Consider the following 18,689-nt stretch of genomic DNA (forward strand, 5'->3'; position numbering starts at 1 on the left):
GAGTAATAACTAATTTCAATAAAGTCTTAAACTAATGCTATGTTTTTACCAGCAAACAATTCTATTGATATGAGTTAAATAAAAAAGTGACCGCTAGTAGCTGGTCACTTTTTTTATTTGTATTTACTCGTATTTACTTAATAACAGTGTACAATGATGCTATATAAACAGAGTTTCCAGATCCAGAGTTTCTTTCTGTCCACAACTCTATAAAATCTCCTGGAGACAACTGTACTGTGCCAACAACAGCTACCGCACCAATATCAAAATTACCACCAATTTCTCTCGCTGTAGCGGTATTATATATAGGCGTTGCAGTAGTATCTCCACTATTACCTTTTGCTATATAAAATAATAAAACATCATTATTAGCAACACCTCTAAACGAAATACTTGTTGTTACTGTAAAATACCGTGTTCTTTTTCCTTCATAAACTAACCTATTGTTACCAACTGCTCGAAATCTAAATAAGTTATTTGAAGAAGTTAATCCTACTATTTTTTTTGATTGCCCATTTGATGTAAAAGTTGTGGTATTTGCTGTTCCTGTTGTAAAACTCAAATTATAATCTCCAATAGCATTATTATCTGTTTCTTGCGGAATACCTTGGCAATCTACATCCCAAAAATTAGTAAAATTATATCCAATATATGTTCCCGAAGTATAAGGCACTACTCTATCTCCGTTACCTGTAAAATTAATTCCTGTTAGTGAAGCAGATGTTCCAATTGTTGGGTTTAAACTTACATTAATTCCATATTCGCCAGAGTCTATAGCTGCTCGTCCATTTGCGATTTGTAAATCGTGAAATGTGCCACTAAGATTTAAAAAAGTACCAGTATTACTTTCTGTCCAAAATACCTTATTAATAAATAAGGAATATATATTTGATAAATTAAAACCATTATTAGTATTAACAACTTGAAAAACTTCAAAAAACACAACTGCAAAATTACTTAATGTACCTAAACTAGAGGCATTAGTTACAATAACGCTATAACCAACTATAGATTGAGAAGCATCACTAGTTATATTAAAAATGTCATTTCCACCACCGTCAATTAAGAGGTCTTTTAATCTTCCGCCATTCATACCAGAAAACAATGGACCACCAGAATTATTAACTAAAATATCTTCTCCAGTATCTCTACCTACTAAATTAGCTCCATTTAAATCTATAGTATAATCAAAGGTAACAGTTCCATTAATTTCATATAAATAATCAGTATTTAATAAGTATGTAGAGCCACCACCAGCAGTTAACTCATCTGCTAAATCGGTTATATTTTTTATTATTTTATAACTATCTCTAACCGGTTGTGATGTTGCAGTATCACCCAACAAACGAACCCATGTTGTGTTATCCCAATAGTAAAAAGAGGTTTCTGTGATATCATAAACTAATAGTCCTTCTGCTGGTGTTGCAATATTTAGTCTTTCGGTAGATGTCATTCTAGGTGTCAATAAACCTTGCGTTGTAGATGTAATATCTAAAATTGAAGATGTGTCTGGAGTTACTGTGCCAATGCCTACTTGAGATATTGATTTTATTGTATAAAAAGAGAATACAATAAAAGTTAAGAAGGTTACTTTTTTGTTCATTTTTGTTAATTTAGGGGATACAAAAATACAAATCAAAAACTAAACTACTACAAAAAAAACCGATTAAAAGATAGATTTTTATGCCAAAACACAATGCATTTCTCTTTTTAGACTAAACCTTGACTTAAAAGAGCACATTATTCATTATTAGAATAAATAATTAATAAAGATTACACATTTACAATACTAGTAAACTCTGCTTCAAAAAGAGTTTTAAAATGCTTTAATAATTTAGTTTTAACCTCAGCTTCATCGACTTCTTTTTTACCTAATTCCACATTAAGCGAAGTCACTGCTTTACCACGAATACCACAAGGAATAATATTATCAAAATACCCAAGATTTGCATTTACATTTAATGCAAAACCATGCATAGTTACCCAACGGCTTGCACGAACGCCCATAGCACATATTTTTCTAGCAAATGGTGTACCGACATCTAACCAAACTCCTGTTTCACCAGGAGAACGCACGGCTTTTAGCCCATATTCTGCCAATGTAAGTATTATCATTTCTTCTAAAAAACGAAGATATTTATGTATGTCTGTAAAAAAGTTATCTAAATCCAGAATAGGATAACCCACTATTTGTCCTGGACCGTGATAGGTAATATCTCCTCCTCTGTTAATTTTGTAAAACGTAGCTCCTTTTTCGGTTAGTTGTTTTTCATCTAACAATAAATTAGATATATCTCCACTTTTACCTAAAGTATAAACATGTGGATGCTCTACAAACAAAAAGTAATTGTTGGTTTCTAAACCAGCATCCTCTCTCCTATTCTTAATTTTAGTATCTAAAATACCTTTAAAAAGTTCCTCTTGGTAATCCCAAGTATCTTTAAAATCTTTAGAGCCTAAATCTTGAAGTGCAATTGTTTTATTCATAGACTACAAAATTACGATAAATTAAGAATAAAATCATGCTTTTGCATAAGAGTAAGTAGCTACCTATTAAAAACCAAACACTACCTATTTAATTCTTAGGATTATTTAAAATTACCAAAGCTGCAATTACTCCAGGAACCCAACCACAAAGCCATAACAAAAATGTGATTACTATAGAGCCACAACCTTTATCTAATACCGCTAAAGGTGGGCAAATAATTGAAAGTATAACTCTCCAAATACTCATAATTTATTTTTTAATTGATTGATGATGTATAAATAGGACGCAATCTATTGCGATTTGTTACAAAGCATTATCTTTGTGGCTTCAAATTTTTATATTAAAAAAGTATTATGTCACAATTATCTGAGCAAGAGCTCGTACGAAGAGAAAAGCTAGCAAAGCTTCGCGATTTGGGAATAAACCCATATCCAGCCGATTTATTTCCTGTTTCCGAAACATCAAAACAAATAAAACAGGACTTTAAAGAAGGTAAACAGGTAATTATTGCTGGACGTTTAATGTCGCGTCGTATTCAAGGTAATGCAAGTTTTGCAGAGCTTCAAGATAGCGATGGTAGAATACAAGTGTATTTTAATAGAGATGAAATTTGTACTGGTGATGACAAGAGCAAATATAACGATGTCTATAAAAAACTATTAGATATTGGAGATTTTATAGGTATTGAAGGCGAATTATTTACAACTAAAGTTGGAGAAAAAACTGTTTTAGTAAAAAGTTTTACCTTATTAAGTAAAGCACTAAAACCTTTACCATTACCAAAAACTGATGCAGAAGGAAAAGAACACGATGCATTTGTAGACCCAGAAATGCGTTACAGACAACGCTATGCCGATTTAGCTGTAAATCCACATGTAAAAGAAGTGTTTGTAAAACGTACTAAACTTTTTAATGCCATGCGTAATTTCTTTAACGATGCTGGTTATTTTGAAGTAGAGACGCCAATATTACAACCAATCCCTGGTGGAGCAGCTGCACGTCCTTTTATTACACATCATAATTCTTTAGACATTCCTTTATACATGCGTATTGCTAACGAGTTATACTTAAAACGTTTAATAGTTGGTGGTTTTGATGGTGTTTATGAGTTTTCTAAAAACTTTAGAAACGAAGGAATGGATAGAACGCACAATCCAGAATTTACCGCTATGGAAATATATGTAGCATATAAAGACTACAACTGGATGATGGATTTCTGTGAGAAACTTTTAGAACATTGTGCAATTGCCGTAAATGGAACAAGCGAAGCTACTTTTGGAGAACATAAAGTAAACTTTAAAGCGCCATACAAACGTATTACAATGGCAGATTCTATTAAAGAGTTTACAGGATTTGATATTACAGGAAAAACAGAAGCCGAAATTTTTGATGCTGCAAAAGGCATGGGAATTGAAGTGGATGCGACTATGGGTAAAGGAAAATTAATTGACGAAATTTTTGGTGAAAAATGCGAAGGAAATTACATACAACCAACCTTTATTACAGATTATCCAAAGGAAATGAGTCCACTATGTAAAGAGCATAGAGATAATCCAGAATTAACAGAACGTTTTGAGCTTATGGTTTGTGGTAAAGAAATAGCAAATGCTTATTCTGAGCTTAACGACCCAATAGACCAACGTGAGCGTTTTGAACACCAATTAAAACTGGCTCAAAAAGGAGATGATGAGGCTACAGAGTTTATAGATCATGATTTTTTACGTGCTCTAGAATATGGTATGCCACCTACATCTGGAATGGGAATTGGTATGGACAGGTTAATTATGTTTTTAACTAACAACCAATCTATACAAGAAGTATTATTCTTCCCGCAAATGAGACCAGAGAAAAAAGCAGTACCAATGAGTGAAGAGGAAAAAGCTGTTTTTGAAATCTTAAAAAAGAGTTCTTCAATAGATTTAAATGAATTAAAAGGACAATCTGGTTTAAGTAATAAAAAATGGGATAAAACCATAAAAGGCTTAACCAAACTTGGTGTAGCAAAAGTTAGCAAAACCGATGATGGTTTATTTGTGGAAATGGTTTAAAAAGTAAAACACTAAATAAAATTTTATATCAAAAAGGAGCTATTAAAATGTAGCTCCTTTTTTTATACTCTAATTTTACTAAACTACTTCTAACTTATACCCTACTCCATGAATATTAGTAAGCTTAATAGACTCATCTTCTTTAAGCTTTTTTCTAAGTTTGGATATGTAAGTATCTAAACTTCTTCCAACTACAACTCCATTATCTTCCCAAACTTTTTTTATAAGCTCTTCTCTTTTTATAATTTGATTTGGCTTTGCTACAAACAGAGCTAATATTTCACACTCTTTTTTAGATAAGTTAATTTCTGTTGCTTCCTTTATTAATTTATTTTGCTCTGGATAAAATTTAAACAACCCTAAAGTACTGTAATTAAGTTCTTGCGTTTCTATAACATCTTTTGGTTTTTGCTTATATAAAAAAATTGCAAACATGGTTAAAACCACAAAAACTAGTACACATATGTACATTATCTTGTTGCTATTTGATTTTGCAATATTTGTAAAATGAACAGTTACCAGATAACATTCATTTTTTAATTCTCTTCCTATGCAAGGTATAATACCTTGCTCCACTTCTTCTTTCATTGCATAACTATACGCAACTTCATTATCATAACATCGGTTTACCTCGGTTATGTACTGCTGCGGTAAATTTGTTTTTTCAAAACTGCTTTTAATAATGGTAACCAAACTATCTGGCTGGATAGATATTGTGTTTTCAAAACTTACTTGAAATTTATTATCGCTTATATTAATAACTGGTTTTACTAAAGTTGTAGAATCTTGATTAGCTAGCAATAGTTGATGCCCAACTTCGCGTAAAGATATTTTTACTGTTTCGGTAAAGTTATTATCTGTAGTAGTATTACAAGATATAATGCAAAATAGAAGCACACATAAAATGAGGCTTTTATATTTAAGTGGAGTTTTAATATTCATAATTAGCCATAAATAACATACAATTTCGTGACTTTTTACAATAGTTGACACTTCTTTTACATTCTTTTTACATATTTAACTATCAAGCCATCATAGATTTGTAACAGCAAAACAAGTATATAATCCATTTATCAATCTTTAAAACGTAACAGATATGAAAAAGAAAATATTAATTTTTATAGCAATAATTATAGCATTAAGCTTAAGTGCTTTTGTAGTAACCAATAAAGAGTTTAAAAATAAAAAACAGAATGTAAAAGCTATTGCCATAAAATCAAACAATAAATTAGACTCCAATTTTACATATAAAGAACCAATAGGTCCAGTTTTAAAAAATGATACTATTGATACCATTAAAACAAAACCTGAAGTTTTTGAAGATTTTATTTATGATGTAGGCTCTAGGTTTAAACCAATGAAAAAAAGTGCTATAAAAAAAGCAACTTCGCTTAACCATTTTTTTACAGAAGAAGAACTAAGCTCTATTTCTAGTATTAAATTTGTTGAAATTATTGTTATTGAAAATGAAAGACAAACGCAAAAAAGAGAAATTGGTTACACAAAATCATTTACAGATGCACAATTAAAGCTAATTAAATCTTTCGATTACTCTTCTCACTTTAATATTCGTATAGAATATTTACAAAAAAATTACATTGGCCAATTAGAACATAAATTTAACTCACCTCACATAACAATTGTTCCAGAAAAACAAGCAGAATATATTAAAGGAAAAGAGGCCCTTAAAACTTATTTAAGAGAAAACAGTAAAGCCGTTAGAGAAGAAGCTAATGTTGACCCAATGAAATTACAACCTGCTAAACTATACTTTACAGTAAGTAAAGACGGTAAAATTTCAGATGTTAAATTAGACAGAAGCTCAAATTATCCTTTAGTAGATAAAACCATGATAGCATTAATTAAAAATTTACCTGGAAAATGGAATCCTGCAGAAAACGAAAAAGGAGAAAAAATAAGCCAAGAACAAGTAGTATCTTTTGGTTTAATAGGCTGCTAAAAAAACTAAATAAAATAGTAAAGGAATTACATTTCTGTAATTCCTTTACTTATTCTAACTTTTCTACCAATTTTAACTATTCCAAACCTAAAGTTTCTACTCCTTGCTCGAATACAACATCTACTGGAATATTAGCATCGCTTAAACGGTTTAAATCGCTTTGAAGCTCTTTAGCAATACTACCATAATTTTTAACAAACTTGGCAACGCCTTTATAATCACCATCTCCTTGGTAAGTTAAAATAACTTGAGATAGCATTTCCATAGCTGTTTTTAGTTTTTCAAAATTTACAGTATATGTACCATTACTGTTTCTTGTAAAAGCTCCCATTTGGTTAAAGAAATTAAATCTTATCATGTTTGCTTTACCGTGAGCACTTGATGCTCCAAAACGCACCGATCTAAAGATACCTGCCATAAAAGTTACCATGTTATCTTTTAAATCGTTTGTTAACTCACCTTTTTTATGTAATTGCTCTACCATGTATAAGCCTAAAATATCTGCTTTACCTTCTTCTAAAGCGCTAGCGTGTTCTTTAAGCGAAGTTCTTACTGTTCCATTTCCGTTAATTGTATTTTTTATTCCTAATCCGTGAGCAACTTCATGAAACATTGTGTTTTCAAAAAAGGCATCAAAAGTAACGTGTTTACGCTGGCTTTCGTCTATTAACACATTCGAAATTGGTATTAATATTTTATCGAATTTAGCACGCATAGCATTTTTAAGCTGTAAACGTCTTGTTCCTTTTTTAAGTTGTACTTCTTCATCGTTAGGTAAGTTAATAGCTATAGTTTTACTACCTGAGTTACAATCTCCTGCATAAAACACAACATCATAAGCATTTAAATCGCTATCTGTACCTGGTTTTTCTTTTTTGTATTTTTCTTCTACAGGTAATCCTTTTTGAAGCTCTGGTAAAAAACTACTAAACTTAGCTAATTTTGCGCTCCACTCTTGATCTTTAATTAATACATAGCCTTCGTGCGCTGCTTTATTTCCAAATAATTGGTCTTCGTAAGTTTCTATAGGACCAATTACAATATCAAGTGTATTTGTTTTCATATCCATCCAAGCAAAATCACTTTCTTGGTATTCGTCGTTTAATACTGCTTGTGCCCTTAATTCTAAATACTTTTTTAAACCAGCATCTTCTGCTAATTTTGAAGCTTCTATTAATAAATTTGACACTTCTTTTACTTCTGCCTCAAACTTTTTATGATAAGGTATTGTATATAACTTACCGTCGTTATCACGTCTCACAAAATTATAAAGACTTGATTTATTTTCCATTTCGGCAGTCTCAAACTCTTCTTTAGTTATATCTGCTGGATAAAAATTAGCTCCTTTTGGTTTTTCGCCAATTCCTTCTACAAACGGTTTGTTATTTGCCAACCTATCCCAAGGCCCATAATTTATTTTTACATACTTCTTGGTATCTTCGTCTTTAATATCTGCTAATAAAGCATCACAATCTCCATAAGCTTCGTACCAAAATAAATCGTTCATTTTATTAGCTGCACTAATTAATATAGGTAGCATTTGTCTTTCTTTATCGGATAAAACACTTAAATCTGTAGTTAATTTAACATTAACGTATTTATCAAGATTAGTTTGCATTTCGGTTGTTGTGTTTTCTGTCTCTATAGTTTCTACTTGTTTAACTTCTTCTTTACAAGAAAAAGCAGTAGCAAATACTAAAATATATATTATTTTTTTCATTGGTTTATTGGAATTAATTATCGCTTTGTAAAGTTAGTTAATTTAATAAGTATTAAATTAGACATGAGGTAAAATTCTGTTATTTAAATTTAAAATATTGCCATTATAATGAATGCAAACCAACATCTTGAGCACATAAAGCTTATTTTAAAAAAAGAAAACAATATTTTACTAGCTAGAGCCTATTTAAATGAGCAAGACATTGATGAAAGTACAAAAAACCTTTTATTTAGTCATGCTAAAGTTATTGTAAAAAATAATAAAGAAAACAGAATGGCTTGGACTCTAGTTATTTGTTTGGCGCTAAGTGGTGTTTTTATTGTTGCTACCTATTTTGCAATTACGCAGCAGAGCACCAACGAATACGATTTACTAAAATTATTAGACAATTTAGATATTATTCTATTTAGAGTAATACCTGTAGGCTCTATACTTTTATCCTTAATTATTGCGGCCACCTTGTCTGAAGAAGACTCTTATGGCATGCGTTTTATTAAAGCAAATGTAGTTACAGGCCTAGTGTGCTATATTTTAACCTTTTTTGTGGTTTTATCTGGAGCTTTAGGATAAATTTTTATCTATACTCAATAGTTCTAAAAAACAGTTTAATTGTTTTTTTAGTTTCGTTTTTTACTTCTCTATAAACCCAATTGTTATATTCATCGTATTTGTATTTTATGGTTTGCTTTTTTGTATGAATAGGCTTCTCTACATATTCTCCTTTAACTCGATACAAATCTTCAGAAACACTTATAATATTATTATTATCATCAAACTTATATATAGTTACAAAATTTATCTTTTTTGAGGATTCTTGATTAGAAAAACGCACTTCATTTTTGTTTTTATTATAAGTCATTATTACATTATTTGTAGAGAAATAACCTTCATCTTTTATTTCGTAACCATTGTTGTTGTATGTTATATAAGAATTAGAGTTGGAAAGTCCTGAAAAGCTTTCATTTTTTACTAACTTATTATCTTTAAAGTATAGTTTCTGAAATTTTTCAAACTCACCTTTGGAATCATCATTAAAATCTGGATCGTCAACTACATTTTTGTAAAAGTCTTCTTTTTGACTTATAACTATAGAGTCTTTATAGTGCTCAAAATTATAATAAACACTTTCTAATTCTTGAATATTTTTAGAATCGTATTTAAGTACTAATTTTAAATCTTTTAATTTATTTGCTTCATTATATGTATAAAAATACTCTTTAACAGAGTTTTCTCTATCATCTGGTTTATCTAAATCTTTGGCATATTTTTTCTGGTTTTGATTGTTGAATATTTCAAATCGAGAACCTAGAAAATTTTCATCTGCTTCATTTTCTTTATAAACCTTGGTTATTATTTGTTTTATATCTCCAGAATACTTTTCGTCAAAAACATAAAATTCATCTTGATTATTTTCTAAATAATCGATAAAAAAGTAATAAGAATATAAATCTATTTCATCTGTAAATTCGTTAAGTTTAAAATTGGTTATTGAGTTATCTATAAATCCGTTATTAATTTGCCCAAAGGACATAACGCTATAGAAACTTAAAAATAGTAGTACAAGGTTTTTCATTTATTTTAAAATTTAAAAAAAACAATATACTATATATTATCTATTATAATAAAACATATTTTATGCATTTTAGATTTATACATTACAAAATACTAAGAGCTTATTTATAACGCATAAAATGTTAATTAAAAGCTAAATATTTAATAACATTTAAACTATTCTCGTTTTTATTTGTCTTAAGAGTGTAGAACAATTTAAAACAATAAAAACATGAAAAAATTATTAATAGTAGCAGTAGCATTATTTGCATTACAAATAAATGCTCAAGACAAAAAAGAAAACAAAAAAGAGCTGAGAAAAGAAAAAATGGAACAGTATAGAAATATGGATTCCAAAGAAATTGCAGCTTTACAAACTAAAAAAATGACGCTTGCGCTAGATCTTACTCCAGAACAACAAAGTAAAGTTGAGAAAATAAATATTAAAAATGCAGATTTACGCAAAGCTGCAATGGAAAAACGAATGGCAGCAAAAGACACTGACAAAAAACTTTCTCCTGAAGATAAATTAAAAAGAGAAAACGAAAGGTTAGACCAAGAAATTGCTACAAAAAGAGAAATGAAAGCTATTTTAACACCAGAGCAATATGAAAAGTATTCAAAAATGTCTAAAAGACGTGGAAATAAAGGAATGCGTGGTAAAATGAAGAGCAAAAAAGGTGAAAAGAAAGAGCATAAAATGGAGAAAGAATAACTCCTAAATCATTTAATAGTAAAAAAGTGCCGATTATCTATTCGGCACTTTTTTATTTGCAATAGTTAAGTAAATAGCTTTACTTTGGTATATTAACGAATAACTACTAAGACAATGAAAAAAATATTTACTTTTTGCTTTTTTGCTTTTGCTTTATTAATTGGAACTCAATCTGCATTAGCTCAAGACAATGCTAAAGTTAATGAAAAGGCTTACCTTAAAGCTAAAGAATTACGTTCTACATTAAAATTTGACGATAATACTTTAGAAAAGGTATATAAAGCTTACCAAGCATACGAATACAAATTTTTATCTATTTCTGAGCACCAAGAATCTGGATCTTCAGATTATAACAATTCTATGGCAACCTTAAATAATACTTTACAAGAAGGTATAAAAAACGCTTTAGGAAATGACTTATATAAAAGATATTTAATTATAAATGAATTAGAACACACTGTGGACTAATGTTTATTTGAAACATAAAAAAAGGCGATAACTATTTTAGTTATCGCCTTTTTTTATTGAACTTATTTTAATATTATTTAAATACAGCATCACAAGCTGCTATTGTTTTGTCTAAATCTTCGTAAGTTAAAGCATCTGTTATAAACCAAGTTTCAAATGCACTTGGAGCTATATAAATACCGTTATTAAGCATACCATGAAAAAAGGTTTTAAACCTTTCATTATTTCCTTTAGCTGCTGTTTTAAAATCTATTACTTTTTCTTCATCAAAATGAACAGAAATCATAGAACCCATTCTATTAATTGTATGTGTAATATTATTTTTTTCTAAAACTTTAGCTAAGCCTTTATGCAAATATTCGGTTTTTTCTGCCAATCTATTAAATATTTCAGAATCTTCGTTTAATGCTTTTAACATTGCTAATCCTGCAGCCATAGCTAATGGATTTCCACTTAATGTGCCTGCTTGATAAACAGGTCCTAAAGGTGCTAAATAATTCATTATTTCATTTCTAGCAGCAAAAGCTCCAACAGGTAATCCACCACCAATTACTTTTCCAAAACAAACAATATCTGCATTAACGTTTAATAATTGTTGAGCTCCACCTTTTGCAAGACGGAAACCAGTCATTACCTCATCAAATATTAATAAAATATTATTAGCGTCGCAAAGCGACCTTAAGCCTTCTAAAAAACCTGAAACTGGAGGTATACAACCCATATTTCCTGCAACTGGCTCTAAAATAATACAAGCTATTTCATTTTTATTAGCTTGTATTAATGCTTCTACATTCTCTAAATCGTTATAATTGGCAAGTAATGTATCTTTTGCTGTACCTTCTGTTACTCCAGGACTATTAGGACTTCCAAAAGTTACTGCTCCACTTCCTGCTTGTATTAAAAATGAATCGCTATGACCATGGTAACAGCCTGCAAATTTTATAATTTTGTCTTTTCCTGTATAACCTCTTGCTAACCTTACAGCACTCATACAAGCTTCGGTTCCAGAGTTTACAAATCTAATTTTATCTATATTTGGTACCATTGATACTGCTAATTCTGCAATTTCAGTTTCAATTTCGGTAGGCATCCCAAAGGACGTTCCTTTTTTTGCCTTTTCTACAACGGCGTTAACTACAGGAGCGTATGCGTGACCAAGAATCATTGGTCCCCAAGAATTTATATAATCTATTAGAACATTTCCATCTTCATCATATAAATATGCACCTTTAGCTTCTTTAACAAAAATTGGTGTTCCACCTACGGCTTTAAAGGCTCGAACTGGAGAATTTACACCTCCAGGAATTACTTTTTCTGCATTTGCAAAAAGAGTACTACTACGTTTATAAATCATTATAATTAATCTTTTGGTAAGGGCTTGATAAATAATACTTGTCCAACAAATAAATCGCTAGACTCTAAACTATTTAAAACTTTAAGTTCTGATACTGAAATATTATATTTTCTAGATAATGAATATAAAGTATCACCAGATACAACTGTATGCTTATCGTTTAATTCTGTTTCAACTCCTAAAACTTCGTTATCGAAACGATATAGTTGATAACGTTCTATTAAACTTATTAGTTTTTCTGGATATTTTCTATCTGTTGCATATCCTGCTTTTCTTAAACCTTTTGCCCAAGCTTCGTAGTCTCCTTTTCCAAGTTGAAACAATCCTGCATATCGAGAACGTTCTTTTAAAAATAGAGAGTGATCTCTAAAAGAATATTTAGAATTTTTATATTTTCTGAAACATTCTTGGCTAGCATCATCATCATGATAAATTTTACCACCGGTCCAACCTGTATGACACTTTATACCAAAATGATTATTAGCCTCAACAGATAACCTTCCTTTTCCAGATCCAGACTCTAAAATACCTTGAGCTAAAGTAATACTAGCAGGAACACCATAGTTACGCATTTCGTCTTGAGCAATATCGCTGTAAATAGCTATATACTCATCTGTTGGTGTTGCATATTGTTCTGGAGTTTCTTTTATAACAACAGTAACCTCCTTGTTTTCTGGAGCATTTACAACAACTCTAGGTTTCTTTTTAGTTTTAACTACACGCTCTGTTTTGGTTTTAGATTTTTTAGTGGTTACTTTTTTGCTTGAGCCACAACTTGCAACTAAAGCCATTAAGCATAATATTGTAAATAATCTTTTCATCAACTATTGTATTAATGGTAAATTTTTCTGTTTTAATCTATTATTCATTCCTGCAATACCTTGTAATCCTCCTGTATGTATTGCTAAAATTTTTGAGCCTTCTGGAAAATAATTATTTTTAATCATATCTACAATTCCATACATCATTTTTCCTGTATAAATTGGATCTAACTGAATTTTATTTTCTGTCTTAAATCTGTTTATAAACGTAATTAAATCTGTATTTATTTTCGCGTACCCACCAAAATGGTAATTACTAACTAACTCCCAATTATTTTGTTTAGCAAATTTACTAATATCTTCTTGTAAAAAGTCTCCTTTTAAGGCTGAAAAACCTAAAATTTGCTGATTAGATTTTGAACCATTAATTAAACCCGCTAAAGTTCCTCCTGTTCCAACTGGAGCACAGACATAATCGAAATTATAATCTTCTTCTAGCAATATTTCCTCACATCCTTTTACAGCTAAACTATTTGTACCGCCTTCAGGAATTACATAAAAGTTTCCAAACTCCATTTTTAAGGCTTCAATAAAATTAGAATCATTTTTTTTTCTAAAATCACTACGGCTAACAAACTTAAATACCATACCACAATTTCTAGCATAGTTTAAAGTTGTATTTTCATCAATTTTAGATGCTAACTCTTCACCTCTTATAACTCCTATTGTTTTAAAACCATATACGTTTCCTGCTGCTGCAACTGCAGCTATATGATTTGAAAAAGCACCTCCAAATGTTAATAAAACAGTCTTTTTTTTTGATTTTGCTACTTCGATATTGTATTTTAATTTCCTGTATTTATTTCCGGAAATAATATTATGTATAGCGTCTTCTCGTTTAATACATAACGAGACATTTGAGCTGTTTTTTAATTTAACAGCCTCATTTATGCTTTGCTCTACTTTAAAAATCATGGGTTGCGAAGATACTTTAAAAAACTCCAAAAATTGCGCTCATTTAAATACTTTAAATTAGATTCATTAGTGTAAGACTCTCTTTCAAAAGAGATATTTCTATATGCTTTATACCAATTTTTATACTGAATCAATCTTATTAAAAATTCTAGCGTATAAAAAAAATAAAAAGGAATTATTAATAACTCTAGCTGCTGTTTTAAATGAATTTTTTCATGATTAATCAATACCTTATCTTTCTTTAAAGCTTTACTCTTTAAAAAAACAAATGGAAATATTGTTATACCAGTATAACCTTTAGGCACTAAATATTTAGAAATTAATATCACAAATTGATGTTTTCAAAAATCACTCCAATTTAAGTTATATTTGTAATATAATGAAGAAATATATTCCAATAGAAGAAGGCGATTACTATTTAACACCCGAAGGTTATAAATGCTTTACAGAACAATACCATTTAAAAAGAGGCTATTGTTGCGAAAGCGGTTGTAGGCATTGCCCATACGGATTTGATAAAAAAACAAACTCAGTAAAAAAAAGTAAAGGCACAAAATAATATGACATTTAAAGAGCAAATATTAGAAGGTATACCAGAACAATTACCAAGTGTAAAACCTTTTGAAAAAGAAATAAATCACGCACCTAAAAGAAAAGCTATTTTAACTAAAGAAGAAGAAAAGCTTGCACTACGCAATGCTCTTAGGTACTTTGATAAAAAACACCATAAAATATTAATAAAAGAATTTAAAAACGAATTAGATACTTACGGAAGAATATACATGTACCGTTTGCGTCCAGATTACAAAATGTACGCTAGACCAATAGAAGAATATCCTGCAAAATCTAAACAAGCAGCAGCAATCATGTTAATGATTCAAAACAACTTAGATTATGCTGTTGCACAACATCCACACGAACTTATTACATATGGTGGTAACGGTGGTGTATTTTCTAATTGGGTACAATATAGGTTAACCATGAAGTATTTAGCCGAAATGAATGATGAGCAAACCTTAGTTATGTACTCTGGTCATCCAATGGGCTTATTTCCATCTCATAAAAATGCTCCAAGAGTAGTCGTTACAAATGGAATGATGATACCTAATTACTCGCAACCAGACGATTGGGAAAAATTTAATGCATTGGGTGTTACACAATATGGACAAATGACTGCTGGAAGCTACATGTATATAGGTCCACAAGGTATTGTTCATGGTACAACTATTACCGTTTTAAATGGTTTTAGAAAAATTAAAAAAGAGCCAAAAGGTAATTTATTTGTTACTTCTGGATTAGGTGGTATGTCTGGCGCACAACCAAAAGCCGGAAATATTGCTGGTTGCATTACGGTTTGTGCAGAAGTAAACCCGAAAATAACTCAAGTTCGTTTAGATCAAGGTTGGATAAACGAAAAAATCACCAATTTAGATGAATTGGTAACGCGCGTAAATAAAGCGAAAGCCAACAAAGAAACTATTTCAATAGCTTATCTAGGCAACATTGTAGATGTTTGGGAAAAATTTGACCAAGAAAACATACATATAGATTTAGGAAGCGACCAAACATCACTTCATAATCCTTGGGCTGGTGGTTATTATCCTGTAGGTTTATCTTTTGAAGAAGCAAATGATATGATGGCAAATAATCCTGAAGCCTTTAAAGCCGAAGTTCAAAAAACATTACGTCGTCATGCTAATGCCATAAATAAACACACAGCAAAAGGAACCTATTTTTTCGATTATGGTAATGCTTTTTTATTAGAAGCTTCTCGTGCTGGTGCAGATGTTATGGCTAAAAACGGAGTAGATTTTAAATACCCAAGCTATGTTCAAGACATTATGGGACCAATGTGTTTCGATTATGGTTTTGGACCATTTAGGTGGGTTTGTGCTTCTGGGAAACCAGAAGACTTAGCAAAAACCGATGCTATTGCTTGTGCTGTTTTAGAAGAAATAAAACAAAATTCTCCTGTAGAAATACAACAGCAAATGGCAGATAACATTCAATGGATAAAAGGTGCCCAAGAAAATAAACTAGTCGTTGGCTCGCAAGCAAGAATACTTTATGCAGATGCTGAAGGTAGAGCAAAAATAGCCGAAGCTTTTAACCGAGCTATTGTAAGAGAAGAAATAGGAACTGTAATTTTAGGTCGCGACCATCATGATGTTTCTGGTACAGATTCTCCATACCGTGAAACTAGTAATATTTACGATGGTTCACGCTTTACAGCAGATATGGCAATACACAACGTTATTGGCGATAGTTTTCGTGGCGCAACCTGGGTAAGTATTCACAACGGTGGTGGCGTTGGTTGGGGAGAAGTTATTAACGGAGGTTTTGGTATGGTTCTTGATGGTAGTAAAGAAGCTTCAAAACGTTTAAAATCAATGTTATTCTGGGATGTTAATAATGGCATTTCAAGAAGAAGTTGGGCTAGAAACGAAGGCGCGATTTTTGCTATAAAGCGAGCCATGGAAATAGAGCCTAATTTAAAAGTAACATTACCTAACACTGTAGATGATGCTATAATTGATTCGTTATAACTATTTAAATCTTTTTATTATGAAAAAATTAATACAAAAAACATTACCATTTTTAGCATTATTAATTATTGTTAGCTCTTGCTCGTCTGTTCAGGTAGCTTCAGATTACGATAAAAATGCAGATTTCAACAATTATAAAACTTTTGCGTTTTTTAAAACAGGAATTGATAAAGCTGAAATTAGCGATTTAGACAAACGTAGAATTTTAAGAGCTATAGAAGCTGAACTTATTGCAAAAGGATTTACAAAATCTGAAAAACCAGATTTACTTGTTAGTATTTTTACAAAAGAAAGGCAAGAAGTAAATGTTTGGAATAATGGATATGGTGGTTTTGGTTATGGTTGGGGATGGAGCCCATTTTACGGTAATTTAAACCACAATGTTACTTCTTCAACACAAGGTTCATTATACATAGATCTTATTGATGCTAAAAAGAAAGAGCTAGTTTGGCAAGGTAAAGGTTCTGGTTATTTAAGCAGAACTTCTAATGTAGATAAAAAAGAAGCAAGAATAAAAGAATTTGTTTCAGAAATCATGATGGAATATCCACCAGAAATGAAAAAATAAAAAACACTTTAAAAAGCGGTTCAAAATAAAAATGAATCGCTTTTTTTATGGCAAATAAACCTTTGCATGACCATTTGCAACTAACCATTGGTTAACATCGATGCCATCTATAATAATAGTCGCTAAATAACGTCCGTATTTTCCTTGTTTATCTTTATATGTTATAAGCTCGACTTCTTTATCAAGAATCATTTCTCTTAAAATATCTCTAACTTTTTTTCCCTCTTCTTTTTCTTCTCCACGTAATTCTGGAGTATCAATACCATAAAGACGAAGTTTCATTTCTTGAGAATGTAAAAACCCTAAATCTACAACTGCGGTTACAGTGTCACCATCGTAAACACCTATTATTTTAGCGTAATAATTATACATAAAATTTAATTTTAATTTACTGAAAATCAATTTACAATATAATTTTTAAAAAATAATAATCATCAAAAACAAAAAAACCTCACAAGGTAATTGTGAGGTTTTTTTATAGTTTTTAAATCTGAAAATTAAAAAACTTATAAGCTGTGTTATTTTATTATAACTCTAATAAGCCGTTTGTTTTTTTAACTCCTTCTGCAGATTCTGATAATTTTGATTTTTCAGCATCTGTTAAACTAATTTCTACAATTTTTTCAATTCCGTTAGCTCCTAATACACAAGGTACACCAATTGATAAATCGCTTAATCCAAATTCACCATTTAATAAAGCTGAACATGGGAATATTTTTTTAGTATCGCAAGCAATTGCCTGAACCATTGCAGATACTGCTGCTCCAGGTGCGTACCAAGCAGAAGTACCTAATAATCCTGTAAGTGTTGCTCCACCAACTTTAGTATCCTGTACTACTTGCTCCATTCTTTCTTCTGATAAGAACTCTGAAACTTTTACACTGTTTCTTGCTGCTTTACCAATTAATGGCACCATACCTTTATCGCTATGTCCACCAATTACCATTCCATCTACATCGCTAATAGGTGCTCCTAAAGCTTCTGCTAAACGGTACTTGAAACGTGCAGAATCTAATGCTCCACCCATACCAATAATTCTATTTTTAGGTAAATCTGTTGTTTTATGAACTAAATAAGTCATTGTATCCATTGGGTTAGATACTACAATAATAATTGTATTTGGAGAATGCTCGATTAAACTAGCAGATACACTTTTTACTATTCCTGCATTAATACCAATTAACTCTTCACGAGTCATACCAGGCTTTCTAGGAATACCTGAAGTAATTACACAAACGTCTGATCCTGCTGTTTTAGAGTAATCGTTTGTACTTCCTGTAATTTTTGTATCGAAACCATTTAAAGAAGCAGTTTGCATTAAATCCATTGCTTTACCTTCGGCAAAACCTTCTTTAATGTCTAATATTACAACTTCACTTGCGAAATCTTTAATAGCAATATATTCAGCACAACTTGCACCTACTGCTCCTGCTCCAACTACTGTTACCTTCATTTTAATTATGTTTTTTGTTTATTTTAATTTTAAGTATCAAATTTACAAATTTTGCTTCAGAAAATAGTGATTAATAAAACTT

At 30.5% G+C, this 18,689-nt stretch carries 19 protein-coding genes; 8 read left to right on the forward strand and 11 right to left on the reverse strand.

Annotation, left to right across the window (positions count from 1 at the left end; genetic code table 11):
• Window positions 1–133: 133 nt before the first annotated feature.
• The 3 genes from CLV86_RS11125 to CLV86_RS11135 form a co-directional block, all read right to left on the reverse strand.
• Window positions 134–1,603 carry a cell wall anchor protein gene (locus tag CLV86_RS11125; protein ID WP_121052429.1) on the reverse strand — a complete coding sequence of 490 codons (1,470 nt, stop codon included), beginning with the start codon at window positions 1,601–1,603 and terminating at the stop codon, window positions 134–136.
• A 170-nt stretch (window positions 1,604–1,773) separates the two neighbouring features.
• Window positions 1,774–2,487 carry a lipoyl(octanoyl) transferase LipB gene (gene lipB, locus CLV86_RS11130; protein WP_121052431.1) on the reverse strand — a complete coding sequence of 238 codons (714 nt, stop codon included), beginning with the start codon at window positions 2,485–2,487 and terminating at the stop codon, window positions 1,774–1,776.
• An 88-nt stretch (window positions 2,488–2,575) separates the two neighbouring features.
• Window positions 2,576–2,734 carry a YqaE/Pmp3 family membrane protein gene (locus CLV86_RS11135; RefSeq protein ID WP_076732182.1) on the reverse strand — a complete coding sequence of 53 codons (159 nt, stop codon included), beginning with the start codon at window positions 2,732–2,734 and terminating at the stop codon, window positions 2,576–2,578.
• 107 nt (window positions 2,735–2,841) lie between these two features.
• Here CLV86_RS11135 and lysS point away from each other — a divergent pair, with 107 nt between their 5' ends.
• Window positions 2,842–4,536 (forward strand): lysine--tRNA ligase, encoded by a 1,695-nt coding sequence (lysS, locus tag CLV86_RS11140; RefSeq protein ID WP_121052433.1) that lies wholly within the window; start codon window positions 2,842–2,844, stop codon window positions 4,534–4,536.
• Between the two features lie 78 nt (window positions 4,537–4,614).
• Here the strand turns inward: lysS and CLV86_RS11145 are convergent, their stop codons facing one another.
• The gene (locus CLV86_RS11145) at window positions 4,615–5,433 is read right to left on the reverse strand and encodes a winged helix-turn-helix domain-containing protein (protein ID WP_170148542.1); all 819 of its coding nucleotides are present in this window, start codon (window positions 5,431–5,433) and stop codon (window positions 4,615–4,617) included.
• Window positions 5,434–5,632: 199 nt separating this feature from the next.
• Here CLV86_RS11145 and CLV86_RS11150 point away from each other — a divergent pair, with 199 nt between their 5' ends.
• Window positions 5,633–6,496 (forward strand): energy transducer TonB, encoded by an 864-nt coding sequence (locus tag CLV86_RS11150; RefSeq protein ID WP_121052437.1) that lies wholly within the window; start codon window positions 5,633–5,635, stop codon window positions 6,494–6,496.
• A 76-nt stretch (window positions 6,497–6,572) separates the two neighbouring features.
• Here the strand turns inward: CLV86_RS11150 and CLV86_RS11155 are convergent, their stop codons facing one another.
• Window positions 6,573–8,216 carry a dipeptidyl-peptidase 3 family protein gene (locus tag CLV86_RS11155; protein ID WP_121052439.1) on the reverse strand — a complete coding sequence of 548 codons (1,644 nt, stop codon included), beginning with the start codon at window positions 8,214–8,216 and terminating at the stop codon, window positions 6,573–6,575.
• Window positions 8,217–8,324: 108 nt separating this feature from the next.
• Here CLV86_RS11155 and CLV86_RS11160 point away from each other — a divergent pair, with 108 nt between their 5' ends.
• Window positions 8,325–8,786, forward strand: coding sequence for a hypothetical protein (locus tag CLV86_RS11160; protein ID WP_121052441.1), 462 nt, complete (start codon window positions 8,325–8,327; stop codon window positions 8,784–8,786).
• Window positions 8,787–8,790: 4 nt separating this feature from the next.
• Here CLV86_RS11160 and CLV86_RS11165 read toward each other — a convergent pair whose 3' ends face one another.
• The gene (locus CLV86_RS11165) at window positions 8,791–9,789 is read right to left on the reverse strand and encodes a hypothetical protein (RefSeq protein ID WP_147427036.1); all 999 of its coding nucleotides are present in this window, start codon (window positions 9,787–9,789) and stop codon (window positions 8,791–8,793) included.
• A gap of 210 nt (window positions 9,790–9,999) precedes the next feature.
• Between CLV86_RS11165 and CLV86_RS11170 the strand changes: the two genes are divergently transcribed.
• Together CLV86_RS11170 and CLV86_RS11175 are read left to right on the forward strand one after the other, a co-directional pair.
• Window positions 10,000–10,482, forward strand: a complete 483-nt coding sequence (locus tag CLV86_RS11170) for a DUF4890 domain-containing protein (protein WP_121052445.1) — start codon at window positions 10,000–10,002, stop codon at window positions 10,480–10,482.
• Window positions 10,483–10,596: 114 nt separating this feature from the next.
• Window positions 10,597–10,950, forward strand: coding sequence for a hypothetical protein (locus CLV86_RS11175; RefSeq protein ID WP_076732174.1), 354 nt, complete (start codon window positions 10,597–10,599; stop codon window positions 10,948–10,950).
• Between the two features lie 73 nt (window positions 10,951–11,023).
• On the opposite strand, the gene hemL is transcribed toward CLV86_RS11175, so the two are convergent.
• From hemL to CLV86_RS11190, 3 genes are read right to left on the reverse strand one after another with little or no spacing between them, the layout of a single operon-like run.
• Window positions 11,024–12,304, reverse strand: a complete 1,281-nt coding sequence (gene hemL, locus CLV86_RS11180) for a glutamate-1-semialdehyde 2,1-aminomutase (RefSeq protein ID WP_121052447.1) — start codon at window positions 12,302–12,304, stop codon at window positions 11,024–11,026.
• Between the two features lie 5 nt (window positions 12,305–12,309).
• Complete coding sequence (locus CLV86_RS11185; protein ID WP_076732172.1) at window positions 12,310–13,125, reverse strand: glucosaminidase domain-containing protein; 816 nt, start codon at window positions 13,123–13,125, stop codon at window positions 12,310–12,312.
• A gap of 3 nt (window positions 13,126–13,128) precedes the next feature.
• The gene (locus CLV86_RS11190; protein ID WP_121052449.1) at window positions 13,129–14,040 is read right to left on the reverse strand and encodes a 1-aminocyclopropane-1-carboxylate deaminase/D-cysteine desulfhydrase; all 912 of its coding nucleotides are present in this window, start codon (window positions 14,038–14,040) and stop codon (window positions 13,129–13,131) included.
• A gap of 379 nt (window positions 14,041–14,419) precedes the next feature.
• Between CLV86_RS11190 and CLV86_RS11200 the strand changes: the two genes are divergently transcribed.
• Genes CLV86_RS11200 through CLV86_RS11210 form a run of 3 tightly spaced genes read left to right on the forward strand, consistent with a single transcriptional unit; the run spans window position 14,420 to window position 17,154 of the window.
• Window positions 14,420–14,599, forward strand: a complete 180-nt coding sequence (locus tag CLV86_RS11200; protein WP_121052453.1) for a C1orf53 family protein — start codon at window positions 14,420–14,422, stop codon at window positions 14,597–14,599.
• 1 nt (window position 14,600) lies between these two features.
• Window positions 14,601–16,586: a urocanate hydratase gene (gene hutU / locus CLV86_RS11205; protein WP_121052455.1), complete on the forward strand. Its 1,986-nt coding sequence runs from the start codon at window positions 14,601–14,603 to the stop codon at window positions 16,584–16,586.
• A gap of 19 nt (window positions 16,587–16,605) precedes the next feature.
• Complete coding sequence (locus tag CLV86_RS11210; RefSeq protein WP_121052457.1) at window positions 16,606–17,154, forward strand: DUF4136 domain-containing protein; 549 nt, start codon at window positions 16,606–16,608, stop codon at window positions 17,152–17,154.
• A 45-nt stretch (window positions 17,155–17,199) separates the two neighbouring features.
• Here the strand turns inward: CLV86_RS11210 and CLV86_RS11215 are convergent, their stop codons facing one another.
• Both CLV86_RS11215 and CLV86_RS11220 read right to left on the reverse strand, forming a co-directional pair.
• The gene (locus tag CLV86_RS11215) at window positions 17,200–17,526 is read right to left on the reverse strand and encodes a thermonuclease family protein (RefSeq protein ID WP_076732166.1); all 327 of its coding nucleotides are present in this window, start codon (window positions 17,524–17,526) and stop codon (window positions 17,200–17,202) included.
• A 154-nt stretch (window positions 17,527–17,680) separates the two neighbouring features.
• Window positions 17,681–18,607 (reverse strand): malate dehydrogenase, encoded by a 927-nt coding sequence (locus tag CLV86_RS11220; protein WP_076732165.1) that lies wholly within the window; start codon window positions 18,605–18,607, stop codon window positions 17,681–17,683.
• Window positions 18,608–18,689 lie beyond the last annotated feature (82 nt).

The organism is Lacinutrix venerupis (genome assembly GCF_003663945.1).
Taxonomy (GTDB): domain Bacteria; phylum Bacteroidota; class Bacteroidia; order Flavobacteriales; family Flavobacteriaceae; genus Lacinutrix; species Lacinutrix venerupis.

Excerpts from the sequence above, each read along its gene's own strand:
- CLV86_RS11190 (WP_121052449.1), bottom strand. The coding sequence starts at position 14,040 with ATGATTTTTAAAGTAGAGCAAAGCATAAATGAGGCTGTTAAATTAAAA.
- CLV86_RS11200 (WP_121052453.1), top strand. The coding sequence starts at position 14,420 with ATGAAGAAATATATTCCAATAGAAGAAGGCGATTACTATTTAACACCC.
- lysS (WP_121052433.1), top strand. The coding sequence starts at position 2,842 with ATGTCACAATTATCTGAGCAAGAGCTCGTACGAAGAGAAAAGCTAGCA.
- CLV86_RS11175 (WP_076732174.1), top strand. The coding sequence starts at position 10,597 with ATGAAAAAAATATTTACTTTTTGCTTTTTTGCTTTTGCTTTATTAATT.
- lipB (WP_121052431.1), bottom strand. The coding sequence starts at position 2,487 with ATGAATAAAACAATTGCACTTCAAGATTTAGGCTCTAAAGATTTTAAA.
- CLV86_RS11160 (WP_121052441.1), top strand. The coding sequence starts at position 8,325 with ATGAATGCAAACCAACATCTTGAGCACATAAAGCTTATTTTAAAAAAA.
- CLV86_RS11215 (WP_076732166.1), bottom strand. The coding sequence starts at position 17,526 with ATGTATAATTATTACGCTAAAATAATAGGTGTTTACGATGGTGACACT.
- CLV86_RS11125 (WP_121052429.1), bottom strand. The coding sequence starts at position 1,603 with ATGAACAAAAAAGTAACCTTCTTAACTTTTATTGTATTCTCTTTTTAT.
- CLV86_RS11170 (WP_121052445.1), top strand. The coding sequence starts at position 10,000 with ATGAAAAAATTATTAATAGTAGCAGTAGCATTATTTGCATTACAAATA.
- hemL (WP_121052447.1), bottom strand. The coding sequence starts at position 12,304 with ATGATTTATAAACGTAGTAGTACTCTTTTTGCAAATGCAGAAAAAGTA.
- CLV86_RS11165 (WP_147427036.1), bottom strand. The coding sequence starts at position 9,789 with ATGAAAAACCTTGTACTACTATTTTTAAGTTTCTATAGCGTTATGTCC.
- CLV86_RS11185 (WP_076732172.1), bottom strand. The coding sequence starts at position 13,125 with ATGAAAAGATTATTTACAATATTATGCTTAATGGCTTTAGTTGCAAGT.
- hutU (WP_121052455.1), top strand. The coding sequence starts at position 14,601 with ATGACATTTAAAGAGCAAATATTAGAAGGTATACCAGAACAATTACCA.
- CLV86_RS11210 (WP_121052457.1), top strand. The coding sequence starts at position 16,606 with ATGAAAAAATTAATACAAAAAACATTACCATTTTTAGCATTATTAATT.
- CLV86_RS11220 (WP_076732165.1), bottom strand. The coding sequence starts at position 18,607 with ATGAAGGTAACAGTAGTTGGAGCAGGAGCAGTAGGTGCAAGTTGTGCT.
- CLV86_RS11135 (WP_076732182.1), bottom strand. The coding sequence starts at position 2,734 with ATGAGTATTTGGAGAGTTATACTTTCAATTATTTGCCCACCTTTAGCG.
- CLV86_RS11150 (WP_121052437.1), top strand. The coding sequence starts at position 5,633 with ATGAAAAAGAAAATATTAATTTTTATAGCAATAATTATAGCATTAAGC.
- CLV86_RS11155 (WP_121052439.1), bottom strand. The coding sequence starts at position 8,216 with ATGAAAAAAATAATATATATTTTAGTATTTGCTACTGCTTTTTCTTGT.